The sequence below is a fragment of the bacterium genome (assembly GCA_024226335.1).
Taxonomy (GTDB): domain Bacteria; phylum Myxococcota_A; class UBA9160; order SZUA-336; family SZUA-336; genus JAAELY01.
Genome location: JAAELY010000238.1, coordinates 42418 through 59902, shown reverse-complemented (window position 1 = coordinate 59902; position 17485 = coordinate 42418). Strand labels below are relative to the sequence as shown.

The window sequence follows — 17485 nt, the reverse complement described above, 5'->3', positions numbered from 1 at the left end:
CCTTCTCCTTGATCACGCCCTCACCGAGGTGCCCAGATCGTTGCCGCCGACCACCTTGAGGATATTTCCAGGGACGCTCATGTTGAACACCACGATCGGCATCTTGTGCTCCTGGCACAGAGTAATCGCGGTGCTGTCCATGACGCCGAGGTTGCGTTCGATGAAGTCCCGATACGTGACCGTCGAATAGAACACCGCGTCGGGAAATTTCTCGGGGTCCGAGTCATAGATGCCGTCGACCCGTGTTCCCTTCAAAAGAACTTCCGCCCCGATCTCCATGGCTCGCAGGGCGGCTCCGGTATCGGTGGTAAAAAACGGATTGCCGGTCCCCGCCGCGAAGATCACCACGCGGCCCTTTTCGATGTGCCGGATGGCCTTGCGCCGAATATGCGGCTCGGCCACCTGCTTGATTTCGATCGCCGACATTACCCGAGTGGGAACGCCGCACTTCTCGAGCGCATCCTGAAGGGCAAGTGCGTTCATCACGCCCGCCAGCATGCCCATGTAATCGGCCGCCGTGCGGTTCAGGCCTTCGGCCGAAGCCGTGACCCCTCGGATGATGTTGCCGCCGCCGCAGACCACGCCGATTTCGACGCCGAGCTGGCTGACCTCGTAGATCTCCTGGGCGGTCTGCATGATGGCGTTTGTGCTGATACCAAAGCTCTCGTCGCCTGCGAGACTCTGCCCCGATATCTTCAGTAAAACGCGCTTGTAGACGGGCTTCATTCCTCGATCTCTTCCCCCAACTGGAAGCGTTCGAAGGCGTCCACCGTGGCTCCGGCTTCCTTGGCCGCAGCACCCACGGTTTTGTCCGCATCCATGACCAGTGGCTGTTCCAGGAGGACGACCTCCTTGAAGAACTTGTTGAGACGACCATCGATCATCTTTTCGATGATATTGGCCGGTTTTCCTTCCGCTTCAGCCTGCTTGGTCAAGACCTCGCGCTCTCGATCGACGAATTCTTTAGAAAGGCTGTCCCGCGAAAGGCCCGAAGGCGCAATTGCGGCGACGTGCATACACACGTTATGCGCCAGTGCCGCGACCGGAGCCGCTTTGGCATCGTCCGCAGATACGGACACGAGAGTTCCGATCTTTCCGCCCGCGTGGATGTACGCAGAAACGGCGCCAGCCTCCGCTTCGAGACGTGTAAAGCGTCGCATCTGGATGTTCTCACCTATTTTTGCGATCGCAGCGACCATCTGGTCGCCGATCGTTCCGGCGTCGCCAGGCAACGCCGACAGGGCATCGTTATCGGTGGGGGCGTCGGCCAGAACTCGCTGCACGAGATCCTCGCCGAGCTTTTCGAAGTCATCGGTCTTCGCCACGAAATCCGTCTCGCAATTCAGCTCGACGAGTGCACCGACCTTGCCGTCCGAACTCACCCTGGCAATCACGCGACCTTCTGACGTCGCGCGCCCGGCCCGTTTGCCCGCCTTGGCAATACCGCGCTCGCGCAATAGAGCGCCGGCCTTCTTGAGGTCACCCTCGGCTTCGACGAGCACTCTCTTGCAATCCATCATGCCCGCGCCCGTTTTTTCGCGCAGTTCCTTGACCAGTCCTGCCGTTATCTCCGCCACTGCTCTTGTCTCCTGTTCCCGTGCGCCAAACGTGGATCAGTCTGCGCTCGCTTCGGGCTCTGCTTCGGGCTCCGTGGGTGCCGCGCCCACTGCGGCGGCCTCACCTTCGGGCTGGGCCGCCTCAGGGGCGACTGCAGCCTCTTCCTCCTTCTTGCGCTCTTCCGCCATGCGTTCCATGCGCGCGGGGCGCCGTGCCGGCTGCGTAATCTCGACCACGCGCTTGCCCGCCTTCGGAGCCTCTTCCTCTTCCTGAACCGCGGTGGCCTTGTCTTCTTCGAGCACGCGCTGGTTGAACGCCTCCGCGCCCTCATTGCAGGCCTCTGCGACCTTCTCGCAGTACAGCGAGATCGCACGCAGCGCGTCGTCGTTTCCGGGAATCGTCATGTCGACGCCGAGCGGGTCGCAATTCGAATCGACGATGGCCATTACGGGAATCTGCAGTCGCAGCGCCTCCTGTAACGCGATCGCCTCGCGCTTCACGTCGATGATGAAGATGGCATCAGGCAGGCGCTCCATATCCGCGATGCCCTCGAAGGCCTTGTGCAGCTTGAGCTGCTCACGGGCGAGTCGAGAGCGCGCCTTCTTGCTCAGACCCGCCGAGTTTTCCTCGTCGGCGAGCAGCGCGTTCAATTCCTTGTAGCGATCGATTCCTTTTCGAATCGTGCGAAAATTGGTCAGCATGCCGCCTAGCCAACGTCGGTGGACGAATGGCATACCGCAGGTGCGAGCTTTCTCGGCAATGATGTCTTGCGCCTGACGCTTCGTCGCAACGAACAGCACCTTGCCACCAGACGCGACGGTATCGCGCACGTAGTCGAGTGCTTCGCGGAAGCGCGGCAGTGTCAGCTGCAGGTTGATGATGTGAATGCCGTTGCGTTCCCCGTAAAGGAACGGCTTCATGGCGGGATGCCAGCGGCGGGTCTGGTGTCCAAAATGGACACCCGCCTCGAGCAATTCCCTCATCGTGACGGCATGTGTTGCAGCGGGTGTTTCCGGGGAAGTCGACATCGAGAATTTCTCCGAAGTGTGCCGCACGAACTCGCGGTCCGTTGCGACTCGGGTTTTTTGCCTCCGCCCCTCGGCCTGGAACACCGACGCCTGGCGGCGGTGCTTCTTCCTCAGAGGTGACCGCCGTCTTCCTCCGCGGTGGGATCGCAGAACCCGAAAACGGACGGGGCGTGTGAATTGCGAACTGGGCTGATATAGCAGAGCCAGCGCAGGGGCTCAAGTCTAAGGTCCCGAATTAGCAGGAAAATCAGGGCTGGAGCGGAATCGGCAAGCCGTGCTCCGGCGGCAGATGCGCCTGGTGGTCGATCCTGTTGAAACTGCGCAGGGTCCACACACAGCCACCTGCGACCTCGGCCATCTGGATTCGGTTGATTCCGCACCAGGCGGTGCGAAAGCGCAGCCAGGCCCAGGGAACCGGTTCGATTCCCAGTAGGTGGGAAATCAACACGGCATTGGTCCCTTCGTGGGCAACGATCAGCAGTTTCTGCGGCTCTGCGGGCGTCCACAGACGATGGGCCGTGTCCTCATGGATCCGGGCAGCACAACTGGCGTCCAGCCAATTCTCCACGCCGCCGGTCACGCGTTCATAGAAGTGCCGGAAGCTCTCCCCGCCCGGCAGGCCATCCCACCAGTGCTCAAGTTCGCGCGCATTCGCGTGGGCAAAGAACTCCTGGACTTCCTTGGAGGTACTGCCCTCCAGCGGCGGCAGGCGCAGCTCGGCCAGCCAGGATTCGCTCACCGGCTCCATGCCCAGCCGCCGGGCGATCGGTTCCATGGTCTGCTGTGTACGAAGCAGCGGACTCACGTGCAAGGAGTCGAAATGCTCTCCGGCCAGCGCTTCTGCGACCGACTCCGCCTGCTGGTGGCCCAGAGAAGTGAGTTCTGGTTCGTCGACGGCACGACCCTCGGGCTCCCAGTCGGGTTGACCGTGACGTACGAGCACGAGTTCGATCACGTGGTGTACTCCGCGTTGATGCGCACGTACTCGTAGCTGAGGTCCGTCGTCAGGATGCGAGCGCGCCCCGGTCCAGTACCGAGCGAAACCTCGATCGCGACCCGCTTGCGCTTGACGGCTCGTTCTGCCCGATGCAGCGCTCGTGCGCCACCGCAGGGCTCGCCCTTGTTCAGCATCTGCACACCGCCAATTCGAACCGCGAGCTGCGACTGTCTGAACGGAACACCGGCGGCACCCGCCGCCTGCACGATGCGTCCCCAGTTCGGGTCTGCGCCAAACAACGCCGTCTTGACCAGAGCCGAGTTGGCGATGCTGCGTGCGACCCGATCGGCGGCCGGATGACTCCGAGCGCCGGTCACCTCGACGGTGGCGATGCGTGTCGCTCCCTCGCCGTCTAGCGCGAGTTTCTCGGCAAGTTCGGAACAGACGTCGCCGAGCGCGCGCTGAAACTCGCGCGCGCGGGTCGAGCGCGCCGTCAGCGGTCGATTGCCCGCTGCGCCATTGGCCATGACCACGAGCGTATCGCTGGTGCTCGTCTCTCCATCGATCGTCAGCGAGTTGAGGGATGGGCCCACGGCTTCTTTGAGAGCCTCGCGCAGAAACGAAGTCTCGACTGCAAGATCGGTCACCACGTAGGCCAGCATCGTGGCCATGTCGGGTTGGATCATGCCCGAACCCTTGGCGAAGCCGAGCAGCGAAAAACCTCGCCTCTTCGACGTGACGAGTTTCGACTTGAGATCCGTCGTCAGTATGGCGCGCGCGGCCCTTGAAAAACCGGCCTCCGACAGACCCCGTGCGGCCCGGGGAATCCCCTCGCGCAGTTTGTTCATCGGCAGCGGCTGACCGATCACTCCGGTCGAGGCCACCAGCACTTGCGAGACCGGTACAGCCAGTTCGCGCGCGGTCAAAATCGTCATCTCTCGCGCGTCGCGCAAACCCTGCTCGCCCATGGCGACGTTGGAGATACCGCTGTTCACGACGATGGCCCGGGCCACTCCCCGGCGAGCGCGCTGTCGCGAAATGACGACCGGCGCACCGGGAACGCGACTGCGCGTAAAGACGGCCGCGACGTTAGCCGGCCGGTCCGATTCGATGATCGCGAGATCGAGCGCTCCGCTCGGCTTGATCCCACAGCTGATTCCCGACGCCCGGAAGCCCGGAATGCGTACGGCCATGTGTTTTTTCCAGGGTCAGGCTGCGGCGCCGCAGCACTTCTTGAATTTCTTTCCTGAACCGCAGGTACAGGGGTCGTTGCGACCCACCTTCTTGCCTTCGCGTACGACGGTCTGCTGCGCAATCGGCGCGTTGGCCTCGTCCGGCGAAGCGGCGTGCTGTTCCTGCAGACGGCGCTCCATGGCCTCGCGCTTGGCGCGCTCCTGGTTGCGTATCTGCTCCAATCGATCCACGTCCGGTACTTCGAACTGCACGTGATACAGCTGCTCGACAGCACGTGCGCGAATGCGATCGGTCATCTCGACGAACATCTCGAAGCCCTCGCGCTGGTATTCGCGCTTGGGATCCTTGCCGCTGTACCCGCGCAGCCCGATGCCTTCCTTCATGTGATCCATGGCGAGCAGGTGCTCCTTCCAGAGCACGTCGATCGCCTGCAGAAGGAGTTGCCGCCCGAAGGAATCGAAATTGGGCGGATTCAGATCGGGGTATTTCTCTTCCAGATCGACGAACATCTGGATCTGGGCCTGTAGGCGCTGCTCCACCAGTTCGTGCAGGCGCTCCCGGGTCTTCTCTCGATCGGCTTCCTCGGAAAACGCCGCATCGGCGGGATCGATCTCGACTCCGAACAGACTCTGGGTTTCGTGCAGGAGAGCTTCCTCGTCGCGCTCGCCCTTTTCAGGCAGACGCAGCTCTACGTGATCTTCGACCAGCTCGCGAGCCAGTTCGCGGTACTCTTCCTCCACCGCCTCATTGCCCAACACGGCGCGTCGCCACGTGTAGATGCTCTCGCGCTGCTTGTTCATGACGTCGTCGTATTCGAGCAGATGCTTGCGAACGTCGAAGTTACGCGTCTCGACCTTGCGCTGAGCGCGTTCGATCGCGCCAGAGAGCATCTTCGCCTCGATCGCCTCGCCCTCTTCCATGCCCAGGCGCTGCATCAGCGGGCCAATGCGTTCTCCGCCGAAGATGCGCAGCAGATCGTCTTCGAGGGACAGAAAGAAGCGCGACGAACCAGCGTCGCCCTGGCGACCGGAACGACCACGCAACTGATTGTCGATTCGGCGCGACTCGTGCCGCTCGGTTCCCAGTACGTGTAGACCGCCGGCTTCGAGAACCTTCCCGCGTTCTTCGGCGCAGGCTTCCGACAGGCGCGCGAATTCCTCGCGGTGTTCTTCGGCCAGCGGATCGAGCCCGCGGCTCTTGAGCATCATCTCCGCGTTTCCACCCAGCACGATGTCGGTCCCGCGCCCGGCCATATTCGTCGAGATCGTCACCGCACCGAAACGACCGGCCTGGGAAATGATCTCGGCTTCGCGGCCGTGCTGCTTCGCGTTCAGGACATTGTGGGTAACACCGCGGTTCTTGAGCTTCTTCGAGAGCATCTCCGAAGTCTCGATCGCGATCGTTCCCACGAGCGTAGGCTGGCCGCGTTTGTGGCCTTCCTCGATTTCATCGATGACCGCGTTCCACTTCTCAGACCGGCTGCGATAGACGGCGTCGTCGAAATCCTTGCGCACCATCGGACGGTTCGTCGGCATGACGACCACGTCCAGGCCGTAAGTCGACTGGAATTCCGGCGCCTCGGTATCTGCAGTTCCCGTCATGCCCGAGAGCTTCTCGTACATGCGGAAATAGTTCTGGAAGGTAATCGATGCGTAGGTCTGGCTCTCGTTCTGAACCTGGACCTTCTCCTTGGCCTCCACGGCCTGATGGATGCCGTCACTCCAGCGTCGTCCCTCCATGAGACGACCGGTGAACTCATCGACGATCACGACCTGGCCTTCGCGCACCACGTAGTCGACATCGCACTTGTAGAGCGCGTGCGCGCGCATGCCGTTCTGGACGACGTGCAGGGTTTCCATGTGGTTGGGCGCGTAGAGGTTGTCGATGCTCAGCACCTTCTCCACCGCCGAGACCCCTTCATCGGTCAGCGTGATCTGCTTGGCCTTCTCATCGATCGAGAAGTTCTCTTCGTCGGAGATGAGTTTCGGAATGATCTTGTCGATGCGCCGGAACTTCTCGGGATCATCATCGACCGGACCCGAGATGATCAGCGGAGTGCGGGCCTCGTCGATCAGGATCGAGTCGACCTCGTCGATGATCGCGAAGTCGTGCCCGCCCTGTACGTACAGGTCGAGCGTCGGTTTCATATTGTCGCGCAAGTAATCGAAACCAAACTCGTTGTTCTGACCGTAGATCACGTCCGCCTGGTACGTCTCGCGGCGATCGGCATCCCCCATACCGGCCAGGATGCAGCTGACATTCAGGCCGAGCAGGCGATGCACCGCACCCATCCACTCCGAGTCGCGCTGCGCCAGGTAGTCGTTGACGGTGACCACGTGCACGCCGTTGCCAGCCAGGGAGTTCAGATACGCCGGAAGGGTCGAGACGAGTGTCTTGCCCTCACCGGTCTTCATCTCCGCGATCTTGCCCTCGTGCAGCACCATGCCGCCCATCAATTGAACGTCGTAGTGGCGCTGGCCCAGGGTGCGCTTGGCCGATTCGCGCACGAGCGCGAAAGCCTCGGGCAGAACGTCGTCGAGCGACTCGCCCTTCTCGACGCGCTGCTTCAGATCGGCGGTGCAAGCGCGCAACTGGTCATCGGAGAGCGGCTCGTACCTGGGCTCGAGCGAATTGATCTCGTCGACGGCCGGTTGCAGCTTCTTGATGAGCCGATCGTTGGCAGACCCGAAGATCTTTTTTAGGAAGCCGGCGATGGGAACCTCCAAACGTCACTGTGGAATGGCAGGCGCTGGAGTATACGGCAGGGCCCTGCGCTCAGCCAGAATCAGTCAAGCATGTAGTTTCGCGGGTTTACGGGCTTGGAATTCAGCATCACCTGATAGTGAAGATGAGGCCCGGTACTGCGACCCGTCGTACCCATGAGCGCGATCTTCTGACCGCGTTTGACCTTCTCGCCGGGCTTGACCAGCAGTTCCGACAGGTGGCCATAGATGGTCTCTATGCCGTAGCCGTGCTGCAGGCGCACCGCATTGCCGAGTGCGCGCTTCTGACCCGCAAATCGCACCTTGCCATCGGCCGGTGCGAGAATCGGCGTGCCCTGACGTCCGGCAATATCGAGACCGCGATGAAACTCGCGATTGCTGGTAAACGGAGACGATCGATAGCCGTAAGAGGAAGTAATCCAGCCCGTCGTCGGAGTAATCGAGGGAGTGTGTAGAAGCCTCGCCGTCTGGCCTTCGAGGTGGATGATCAGATTGGACAGGCTTTCTTCCTGAACCCCAGCAGCCTGGGTCAGGTGATCGAGACTGTCCTTGAGTTGCTGGTGCCGTTTGGTACGCGAGAGCCAGGCCAGATCCTCCGTTCCCAGCAGCTCGCCGTCCGTTCCGCCGATCCCCGGAAGCGGTCGTGGATCGGCCGGATCGAGGTTCGTGATCACGCGCAGTTTGCGCTCCATGCCGTTGATCTTGGCCAGGCGTTCCTTGATGCGGTCGACCCGGTCTACGTAATCCTGGATCTCATTGCGCTGATCGACCGTTTCGGCGCGAAGGTCGTCGAGTTCGCTCAACTCGATACGCGCGATCACGTAGTCGATCGACATGATCAGAAACGCCGCGGCGGCGACCGAAAGTGCGATCAATGCGCGTTGGATCGTCGTTCGTCTGATGCTGAAGCGTTTGATCGCGGCCGTCTGGTCCGGCACGTACATGAACGTGACGACCTCGTTCCTGTCTGTCGAGCGCTTAGACACCGACCGCAACCTCTTCTGCATTTGAAATTCGCACTCGCAGGATGAGCCGACCCATGGTCAGCTCATCCCCGTCTTCGAGTTCCTGGCGCTCCGCTCGTGTTCCGTTGACGAGCGTGCCATTCGTACTGCCCAGGTCTTGCACGAAAACGCGTTCTCCATCTCGCCCCAGCAGTGCGTGGGCTCGAGAGATCGTCGCTTCGTTCAAGAGGAGATCCGCGTGTCGTCCACGTCCGATCACCGTGCTGGAACGGTGCAGAGACCACTCGAGTCCTTCGTAGAAGCCACTTTCCACGCGAACAATCGCGCATGTCGCCGCCGATGGTGGGGCGAGTTCACTCGTAGAGCCGACTTCTCCCTGGGCCATGGGATTCCTTCTGCGTGCACAAACCGGCGCAAACCAGTACTCAGATTCTAGAAATCGGCTGCGGACCCAGAAACTTGAGGATTCAGGTCACACACCGACCCGGGAGGTGCGTCAGGCTTGCGCCAGAAGTTCCCGCGCATGCGCACGCGCGACTTTGCTGAGCTTGCCATCTCCGGCCATACGCGCGATCTCGTCGACACGCTCGGACCCCTGGAGAGTCTCGACACCGGTCAGGGTGCGTTTTCCCCGCACCTGCTTGACCACGCGGAAATGCGTGCTGCCCAAAGCGGCCACCTGTGGCAGATGGGTGATCGAGACGATCTGATGCCGGGAGGCCAGAGCCCGGAGCCGCTCCCCTACCCGGCTGGCAGTCGCCCCGCCCAGGCCGGCATCGATTTCGTCAAAGAGCAGGACACGCTCGCGGTCCGCATCGCGCAAGACATTGCGCAGGGCCAGGAGCAGACGCGACAACTCACCGCCAGATGCGGCATCGCGCAGACGCTTGGGCTCTTCTCCGGGGTTTGCCGCCAGCATGAAGCAGGCGCGCTCGCGCCCACCGGGACCTGACGGGGCTTCGAGTCCGTCGGGCGTTTTCGCCGAAACGACCTCGAGCGCGACGCCGAAGTGGGCGCGTTGGAGATCCAGCGCCTTCAACTCTTTCCCGATCTTCTTCTCGAGGTCATCCCCCACCGCGCGCCGCAATCGCGTGAGGTTGCGCGCAGAAGCGTCGATCTGCTCGGCAAGCTCGGCCTGTTCGGCCTCCAGCTCGGCGTTGCGCGCCTCGCCCCCGCCGATCGCATCGAGTTCTGCCCGGGCATTGTCGCGATAGGCCAGGATGGCGACTTCGTCGGGTCCGTAGCGGGTCTGCAGACGCCGCAGCTCTGCCAGGCGATCTTCCACCCGAGCCAGCCTGGCCGGATCGGATTCCAGCGAAGCCGAATAGCGCTCGAGAGCGCCGACGCTTTCCTCGAGTTCCAATGCCGCCCTTTGCAGCCCATCGATGATCTCGCCCAGCGACCGGTCCAGTTCCGAAACCTGTCGCAGGGCCGCTCGGGCCGCGCCGATCCGCGCTCGCGCGCCGTCGTCGGCTTCGAGTGCACTCGAAGCCGACGCACTCGCCTGCCCCAGACGATCGACATGGCCCAGGCGGGCCAGCTCCTCGTCCAGCGCTGCAAGCTCACCGGGCTGAGGATCCAACTGGTCGATCTGCTCGATCTCGAAACGCAACTGGTCCTCGCGACGTGCGAGTTCAGCCGCGCGGGCGCGTCTTTCCTGCAACTCGATTGCGATCACTCGCCAGCGCGCGTAGAGCTCGCGAACTTCGGCGGCGGGTGCTTCGAGTTCACCGTAGCCGTCGAGCAACTCCGCCTGGACCTCGGGACGCAGAAGGCGCTGGTGCTCCCCCTGGCCGACGATCTCCAGTGCGTCGCCGAGGAGATCCGAGAGCATCGCGACCGTGGCGAGCCGCCCGTTCACGTGGACTTTGCCTCGCCCCTCGCGCGAAACGCTGCGCGCGACCAGTAACTGATCGTCCTCATCGCCAGCGAGTCCCAGTTCGCGCGCGCGCTCGAGCAGAGCGACGGCGTCGAAGACCGCCTCGACCCGAGCTTCAGCAGCACCGGTGCGCACGACCTCACTCGACACGCGACGGCCCGAGAGCATGCCGATGGCTCCAAAGAGCACCGACTTACCGGCACCCGTCTCCCCGGTCAACACGTTGAGACCGTCGCCGAGTTCCAGGTCGAGTTCTTCAATCGTCGCGAGATTTCGCACACGGAGCGTCTGGATCAACGCGTTCCCCCACCTTGACCACAGCGCAACAGTGCCACCCGGCCTCGCGTCGAGCAAGCGACGGGCTCCCCCGACGGGCCTCACGGGAGTAGACTGGGCGCGTGGAACTATTCCCTCGCAAGGATTCTTCAAAACCTGGCCTGACCGCCAGCACCGGCCCGAACTCCGACGCGAGGGCCGCCGATGCGCCGCTTGCGGAACGCATGCGGCCGAACCGACTCGAGGATTTCGAGGGTCAGCAACACCTGCTCGGCGAGGGAAAACCGCTGGCTCCGGTGCTCCACGGCCAGGGGCGACTGCCTTCGGCGATTTTCTGGGGCCCCCCGGGTTCGGGCAAGACCACCCTGGCTCGCCTGCTCGCCGAGCGCGCCGATCTGCGCTTCGAAGCGGTATCGGCGGTGCTCTCGGGCGTCAAAGAACTGCGCGAAGCCATCGCTCGAGCCGAGCAGGCTCAGGCGGCCGGGCGCCGAACAGCCCTTCTGATCGACGAGATCCATCGCTTCAACAAGGTGCAGCAGGACGCTCTACTGCCTTACGTCGAGCGCGGCGTCTTCACGCTGATCGGTGCGACCACCGAAAATCCCGGCTTCGAGGTGATCCCGGCGCTTCGTTCGCGTTGTCAGGTATTCACTCTCAAGGCCCTCGACGATGCGGCGCTCGAACGCATCGTCGCGCGCGCGTTGAAGGATGTAGAGCGCGGACTCGGCGAGCGCGAACTCGCGATCGACGACGCAGCCCTCGAATTGCTGGGCCGTCTTTCACAGGGCGACGCGCGACGTGCGTTGAGCCTGCTCGACACCGCGGCCGATCGTGTCGAGAAGCGTATCGATCGCGCCTCGATCGAAGCCGCCGTCGAGGCGCGACTGCCCGACTACGACAAGTCCGGCGATATGCACTACGACGTGATCAGCGCGTTCATCAAGAGCATGCGAGGCAGCGACCCCAATGCCGCGGTCTACTGGCTCGTACGCATGCTCGAAGGGGGCGAGGATCCGCGCTTCATCGCACGTCGCATGCTGATCTTCGCCGCGGAAGACATCGGCAACGCCGATCCGCAGGCGCTCTCGCTCGCAGTCGCCACGACCGAAGCCTTCGATCGCGTAGGCCTGCCGGAAGGTCGTTTGATCTTTTCGCAGTGCGCGACCTACCTGGCCTCGGCGCCCAAGAGCAACGCGAGCAAGCTCGCACTCGATCGCGCCACCGGAGACGTGAGCGAACACGGCGCCCTTCCGGTGCCCATGCCCCTGCGCAATGCGCCCACCGAATTGATGAAGCGAGAGGGCTACGGAAAAGGCTACCAGTACCCGCACGATCACCCCGCACACTTCGTGCGCGAACAGTACCTGCCGGATCGACTGACGAAGGCTCGCTACTACGAACCATCCGAAGAAGGCGCTGAAGCCCCTATCGCCGAACGACAGAGAAAACGCTGGGATGACGACCGGAATCCGGGCGAGTCCCAGGCAAGCCGTCACTCGAAGGACGGGTGACTAGGATCGGTCTGCGGATCCTCGCATCAGGGTCTCCTGCAACGCGTCGACAGACTCGCCGTCGATGAACATCCGATACCAGATCTCGGAATTGCACAGCAGCCAGAGCCGATTGCCGTGATCTGCCCGATGCTCGAGATGAGCCTTCAGAAGTTCGTCGATCGCCGCCTTGTGCAAGATGCCCTCGGCAACCAGACGAGATTGGGACAGCAGCACGTCGTACAGGGTGCGAAATTCGTCGGCGAGCAGATACGGCAATGCCGACGAGAAGCCCTGCTTCTTGCGCCGAGACAACTCCGCGGGCAGGTGGCGACGTCCGAGTTCCTGCTCAATGCGGCGAAGCTTGTTCCTCTTGACCTTGAAGCGGGGCGGTAGCTGAGCGCAGAACTCGGCCAGTTTGTGATCGAGAAACGGAGCCCGAGCCTCCAACCCGTGAGCCATTGTCATTCGGTCCTGAATCATCACCGGATGATCGGGCATGCGGATCATGCTGTCGGAATGAAGCATACGATCGACCAGTTCGCTGGCGTTGTCCGTATCGAAATACTGCTTGATGGACCCCTCGGGATCGAACGCCGCCACCTCGCTCCTGAACTTTTCGGTGTATAGAGAGTCGCGATAGCGATCGGAAAAATAGAAGTAGCTGAGGCTCTTGGCGTATCTGGAGCCGTCCCGGTGGTAGGACATATCGAGGATCCAGCGCAGTTTGTGACTCACGCTCCGATACCAGAATCCCGCTGGCATGAGACCGAGCAGCGGTTCCAACACGCGCTTGCGAACCGCTTGCGGCAAGAGTGCGAGATAGGAGGCATAGGAGTTGCCGTAGTAGCGATCGTAGCCTCCGAAGAGTTCGTCTCCGCCATCACCTCCGAGAACCACCTTCAGGTGTTTGCTCGCCAGTTCGGACAGGTGATAGACGCACAGGGAAAGCGGGTCCGAGGGCTCATCGAGATGCCAGACCTGCTTCGGCAACATGCGCACGAGCGAAGGCTCGATGGTCAGAGGATGGTGGTTGGTTCCAAAGCGCTGCGAAACAAGATTCGCGTAGGGCAGTTCGCTGTACCGCTCATAGGGAACATCTCCGGAAAACGTCGTGATCGGGTTTTCAGAGACCTTGCTCATCATGGCCACGATCAGACTCGAGTCGAGACCGCCACTGAGAAACGCACCCACCTCGACATCACTGACCATGTGGTACTTCACGGACTCGAGAAAGCGCCTCTCCAGCTCATCCGTTGCTTCATCAAACGAGAGAGAGAGTTTCCGATTGAAGTCCAGACTCCAGAAACGCTTCACCTCGACCTGGCCGTTCTCGAAGGTCAGCGTATGCGCGGGCGGCAACTTGCGAACTGCCCGAAACATCGAGCGGGGCGGCGCGACGATGCGAACGGTCAGGTATTCGTAGAGCGCGTTCGGATCCATCTCGCGAAGCGCTGGCTTGGCTGCCAGGAGACCCTTGATCTCCGACGCAAACAGCAAAGTGTCAGCATCGTGGTGATAGTAGAAGGGTTTCTGACCCAGATGGTCGCGGGCGGCAAAAAGTTTCCTGCGGGCGTGATCGTAGATCGCAAACGCGAACATCCCCCTCAACCGGGTTACGCACGCCTCACCGTATCGCTCGTAGAGGCGCAGTATCACCTCCGTATCGCTATTGGTCGCGAAAGAGCAGTGAGGTTCCAATTCTGCCCTGAGCTCTCGGTAGTTATAGATTTCGCCGTTAAAGCAGATCCAGACGGTGCCGTCCGCATTCGACATCGGTTGCTGCCCGGTTTCGGGATCGATGATCGACAACCGCCGATGACCGAACCCCACGCAGCCCTTCAAGAGCATTCCCTCGTCGTCGGGCCCCCGGTGCCTCAACACCTGCATCATGCCCTGTAATGCGTCTCGAGAAACTCCCTGTGGGTCCACGATACCTGCGATTCCACACATGCGACTAGTCTTCCATTCCCGGAACCGAGCAACTCATCGCCGACATCAGTCGACCAGGGAGAACGAACCCTGGAGCGTGTTCCAGGCATCGCTTTCCCCTATGCCCGTGAACACGAGCGTGAAGGATTTCCCATCGTCTGTGACCCACTTGGGCGCGAAGTTCCAGAAGAAAGTCTGGCGGGCGATCTTGCTTCCCGCGCCGAACTCCGTGCCATTGCGCCGGTTCAGATACGCAACTGTCGTCCATGGCCCCCAGGGCTCGGGTGCATCGAACATCCCGAGATTGCCTTCAAAGCTGCTCGTATGTTCCGTGCACAGGATGTAGCGCTTCAAACCCGAGTTGTAGCTGACGCTCAGCGAGAAGCCCACGCCGTTGCGATCGAAAAAGACGTGCCGCTTCTCCGACATACGGGAACTCCACTTCGGCGCTCCGTCGGCATCCGTTCCGGTGAACCACTCGTAGTGTGAAGCAGCATCGAAAATTCGAGTTTCGGGAACACGCGCCAGGAAGATCTCTCCGGGACGCTGAACCCCGAGCTTCGACTCCTCCGAGAACCTCTGAAGTCCGATGAAGTAGTGGTAGACGAATTCGTCGCGCGCAGCCGCGTTGTCCTTTCCGTAGTTCAAGATCGCGGGAAGAATGACGCCGTCCGCTGCAACGTAACTCCAATCCGCGGCCGTCCAGGTGCGAGCCTTGTCGGTCGAACGATGCAGTCGAGCCTCGCGATAACTATCGGCTCCGGATCCCGGACCAATCCAGGCGTAGAGCACACCGCCGACGCTGAGTATCCCATACGACTTGCCGTCGAACTCGGCACTGCTGGCCGCGTTTGCACCGCCCCACTGATTGAAGCCTCTGTAGTCGCTGGGAGGTCCCTCGATGCGCGCGAAACCCAGGCTGACTCGCCCTTTGCTATTGGTCCCGTCAAAGCCGCCTCCGTCGCCCCATGCAGAATACTGGTGATCGTCATCCGACCAGGTCATGGGCCAGTTGTCGCTCCCGGGAGCCAGCTTCCGGTGGGTCGAGAAGTCGAACGCTACGCCAGCGATGGACGAACTGGGGGCCAAAGGAGCGTCGATCTCCTCGGCGTTATTCCGTTGCCCACAGCCAGCCGCGCCCACCAGGGCGATCAGAGAAAACATGAGCACCGCGATCTTCACGAACCCGACAGGAGCGCTTCGATACGATCCACGAAGGCGCTCAGTGTCCAGGGAACGTCATCGTCACCACCTAGCACCCCAGAACTACTGAGGTTGACCTCGATTCCCAGCGACGTTGAGAGCCTTTGCTCGGTCTCCACGACCAGGTTCACGAGATCCATGGAATCGACCTCCGTGAGTTCCGTATCCAGGGACTTGCCTAGAGCGGTACTCGAGGCGCTCATGAGATTGACCTCATCGATCGCGGCGAACACTGCATTGACGATCGAGGCGCGACGGTCGGTCGCCGGTTCATCGGCCTGGAACCGCCGCTCCTCTTCGGTTTTTCGACGGTCTGCTTTCGTACCGCGACCGAGACGGACGAGTTTTTGATGCGCAGCGAGAATCGTCTGTTCCGGGATGTCGTCCCGCACGATCACACCCGCCCCCACGACCGATCCGCGCCCCACCCGAACTCCATCCAGAACGATCGCATTCGTGAAGACCGTACAGCCGTCTTCTATCTCGACCGGGCCATCGGTGGTCTTTTCGCGATCCAGAGGATCCCCTTCGAGCCTGATCGCACTGCCCCCGATCTTGCAGTCACCCGCCAATGCAACACTGCTGCCGATCCGGATCCCACCGGTCGAGATGACCATGGCTCTCGCACCCACATCACTCTTCGAGCCGATTCGGATTGGACCCGACTTCGCGATCAGGAGCACATCGCGATTCACCACGACCTCATCCCCGAGGACGATGCCATCGGGGCCCCCACCGTGCGCGTCGATCAGCACCTCGTCATCCAGTAGCGTTCGAGCCCCGATCGTGATTTGTGATGCGTGGCGAACGACCAGATTGCGCCCGAAAACAGCGCCTCGCCCAACCTCCTTGAAAAGAAGCGGGTAGAACACGCCGCGCAGAGCCAGACCCAACGCACCGGGGACGGGCCCGAACAGGAAGATGATCAACTCGTATTTGATCAGGTTCCAGATCGAGGTGTTTCCGTTCACCAGTTGCGCATACCTGCGCCAGACGCTGACTTCACCTCCGTAAAGACGCTCGCGGATCAGGTTTTCGGGATCGATTGTGTCGGATTTCCGCATTCTCTTGCCATCACCTCGCTAGGAATCGAGCCACCGCGCGCAGCCGTGAAGCTGGGAGTCGGTAACTCGTCCAGGATCGCAGTGCAATAGAGCATCGCGCTCCGACCGGAGAGCCCTCACATATTGAGCGTTTCCAGTGCATCACGGAGCCTCTGTTCTCGGTTGTGCGGCCGACACCAGGAGTTCATCGGGCGCGGGTCGGTTTCGCTGCACTCGATAGCGCGGCAGGAACAGGTACAGGAGACCGCCGGGAAGCAGGGCCGTGACTGCGACCGCGTGAGCCAGGATACCGAGAGCAAAGCCCTCCTCCCTCGGTACGCCGACGAGCGCGAGAAAGAACACGAAGGCTCCTTCGTGAATACCCAAACCCGAAATGCTGATCGGAAGACGCAAGAGCAGTGTGACGACGGGCACCACGAGAACGAAGAGCATGAAGTCGATATCGATGTTCAACGCCAGGCCCAGACAGTGATTCCACAATATCAGCGTGACGATCTCCAGTCCGGTCAGGGCGCAGAAGGAGAGCAAGGCCACTCGATGGTAGCGATAGCCCCAGTACGACCCGAAGACCTTGTTGAGTTGCTCCGCAACTCCCGCCAGCCACGACACCCGTCCAGAAGCACTCGCAATGCGTTCGACCAGGATTCGAAAGCCGGTCGTAAACGACACGAAGATCATCAGGATCGCGGTGCTGACCACGCCTCCCGCAAGCGTTACGACATTGGTGATCGGGAGATCCACTTCGATCAGGAACTGGATCAGCATCAACGACCCGACTACGGCCGTCAGCGCGATCATCACCATCCCGAGCAGGCGCTCGACGATGATCGACGAGATGATTTCGGGATAGCTATTGTCGTCGCGCTTGGTGAAGATCGCGCGAATGACATCCATGCCCACTGTGGCCGGAAGAAAAATGCCCAGAAAATTGGAGATGTAGTAGATGCGCAGGATTTCGAGCTGCGGAATCCAGACCGACCGCGCCCTCAGCAGGAGATTCCACTTGTAGGCCATGAGTATGCGACTCACGACGGTGATGGAAAGGCCTGCCGCAATCCAACCCGGCCGAGCATTGCGCAAGATGGCGAGCGTCTCGCCCAGTTCCACCAGAAAGACGAGCAGCACGACCAGACCGATCCCCAGCGCGGCCTGCAATAGCTTCTTGACACTCGACTTCGACATCCACCCTTCGGCTCGGTCCGTTTATGCAAACGACTTTAGCGTGGCTCCGGCGAAC

At 61.6% G+C, this 17485-nt stretch carries 14 protein-coding genes; 1 reads left to right on the top strand and 13 read right to left on the bottom strand.

Annotated elements, in window-relative coordinates; translation table 11 throughout:
• Positions 1-12 precede the first annotated feature (12 nt).
• The 9 genes from GY725_11905 to recN all read right to left on the bottom strand — a co-directional run bounded on the left by GY725_11905 (position 13) and on the right by recN (position 10580).
• A complete protein-coding gene (locus GY725_11905) occupies positions 13-726 on the bottom strand; it encodes a UMP kinase (protein MCP4004890.1) in 714 nt (237 codons plus the stop codon).
• A complete protein-coding gene (locus tag GY725_11900; GenBank protein ID MCP4004889.1) occupies positions 723-1577 on the bottom strand; it encodes an elongation factor Ts in 855 nt (284 codons plus the stop codon). Before GY725_11900 ends, GY725_11905 begins: the two co-directional genes overlap by 4 nt.
• A 36-nt stretch (positions 1578-1613) precedes the next feature.
• On the bottom strand, positions 1614-2585 hold the full coding sequence (gene rpsB / locus GY725_11895; GenBank protein MCP4004888.1) for a 30S ribosomal protein S2: 972 nt from the start codon (positions 2583-2585) through the stop codon (positions 1614-1616).
• 247 nt (positions 2586-2832) lie between these two features.
• Positions 2833-3540 carry a histidine phosphatase family protein gene (locus tag GY725_11890; protein MCP4004887.1) on the bottom strand — a complete coding sequence of 236 codons (708 nt, stop codon included), beginning with the start codon at positions 3538-3540 and terminating at the stop codon, positions 2833-2835.
• Positions 3537-4715, bottom strand: a complete 1179-nt coding sequence (gene argJ / locus GY725_11885; protein ID MCP4004886.1) for a bifunctional glutamate N-acetyltransferase/amino-acid acetyltransferase ArgJ — start codon at positions 4713-4715, stop codon at positions 3537-3539. The genes GY725_11890 and argJ overlap by 4 nt, the downstream gene beginning before the upstream one ends.
• Before the next feature lie 15 nt (positions 4716-4730).
• The gene (secA, locus tag GY725_11880; GenBank protein MCP4004885.1) at positions 4731-7430 is read right to left on the bottom strand and encodes a preprotein translocase subunit SecA; all 2700 of its coding nucleotides are present in this window, start codon (positions 7428-7430) and stop codon (positions 4731-4733) included.
• A gap of 71 nt (positions 7431-7501) precedes the next feature.
• The gene (locus GY725_11875) at positions 7502-8383 is read right to left on the bottom strand and encodes a M23 family metallopeptidase (protein ID MCP4004884.1); all 882 of its coding nucleotides are present in this window, start codon (positions 8381-8383) and stop codon (positions 7502-7504) included.
• Positions 8384-8417: 34 nt separating this feature from the next.
• Entirely contained in the window at positions 8418-8789 is a 372-nt protein-coding gene (locus GY725_11870) for an FHA domain-containing protein (protein ID MCP4004883.1), read from the bottom strand.
• 111 nt (positions 8790-8900) lie between these two features.
• Positions 8901-10580: a DNA repair protein RecN gene (recN, locus tag GY725_11865; GenBank protein ID MCP4004882.1), complete on the bottom strand. Its 1680-nt coding sequence runs from the start codon at positions 10578-10580 to the stop codon at positions 8901-8903.
• A 203-nt stretch (positions 10581-10783) separates the two neighbouring features.
• Here recN and GY725_11860 point away from each other — a divergent pair, with 203 nt between their 5' ends.
• Entirely contained in the window at positions 10784-12070 is a 1287-nt protein-coding gene (locus GY725_11860; protein MCP4004881.1) for a replication-associated recombination protein A, read from the top strand.
• Here GY725_11860 and asnB read toward each other — a convergent pair whose 3' ends face one another.
• The 4 genes from asnB to GY725_11840 form a co-directional block, all read right to left on the bottom strand.
• Positions 12071-14002: an asparagine synthase (glutamine-hydrolyzing) gene (gene asnB, locus GY725_11855; GenBank protein MCP4004880.1), complete on the bottom strand. Its 1932-nt coding sequence runs from the start codon at positions 14000-14002 to the stop codon at positions 12071-12073.
• Positions 14003-14047: 45 nt separating this feature from the next.
• Entirely contained in the window at positions 14048-15151 is a 1104-nt protein-coding gene (locus GY725_11850) for a DUF4185 domain-containing protein (GenBank protein MCP4004879.1), read from the bottom strand.
• A gap of 8 nt (positions 15152-15159) precedes the next feature.
• On the bottom strand, positions 15160-16248 hold the full coding sequence (locus GY725_11845) for an acyltransferase (protein ID MCP4004878.1): 1089 nt from the start codon (positions 16246-16248) through the stop codon (positions 15160-15162).
• 141 nt (positions 16249-16389) lie between these two features.
• Positions 16390-17430: a flippase-like domain-containing protein gene (locus GY725_11840; protein MCP4004877.1), complete on the bottom strand. Its 1041-nt coding sequence runs from the start codon at positions 17428-17430 to the stop codon at positions 16390-16392.
• Positions 17431-17485: the final 55 nt, after the last annotated feature.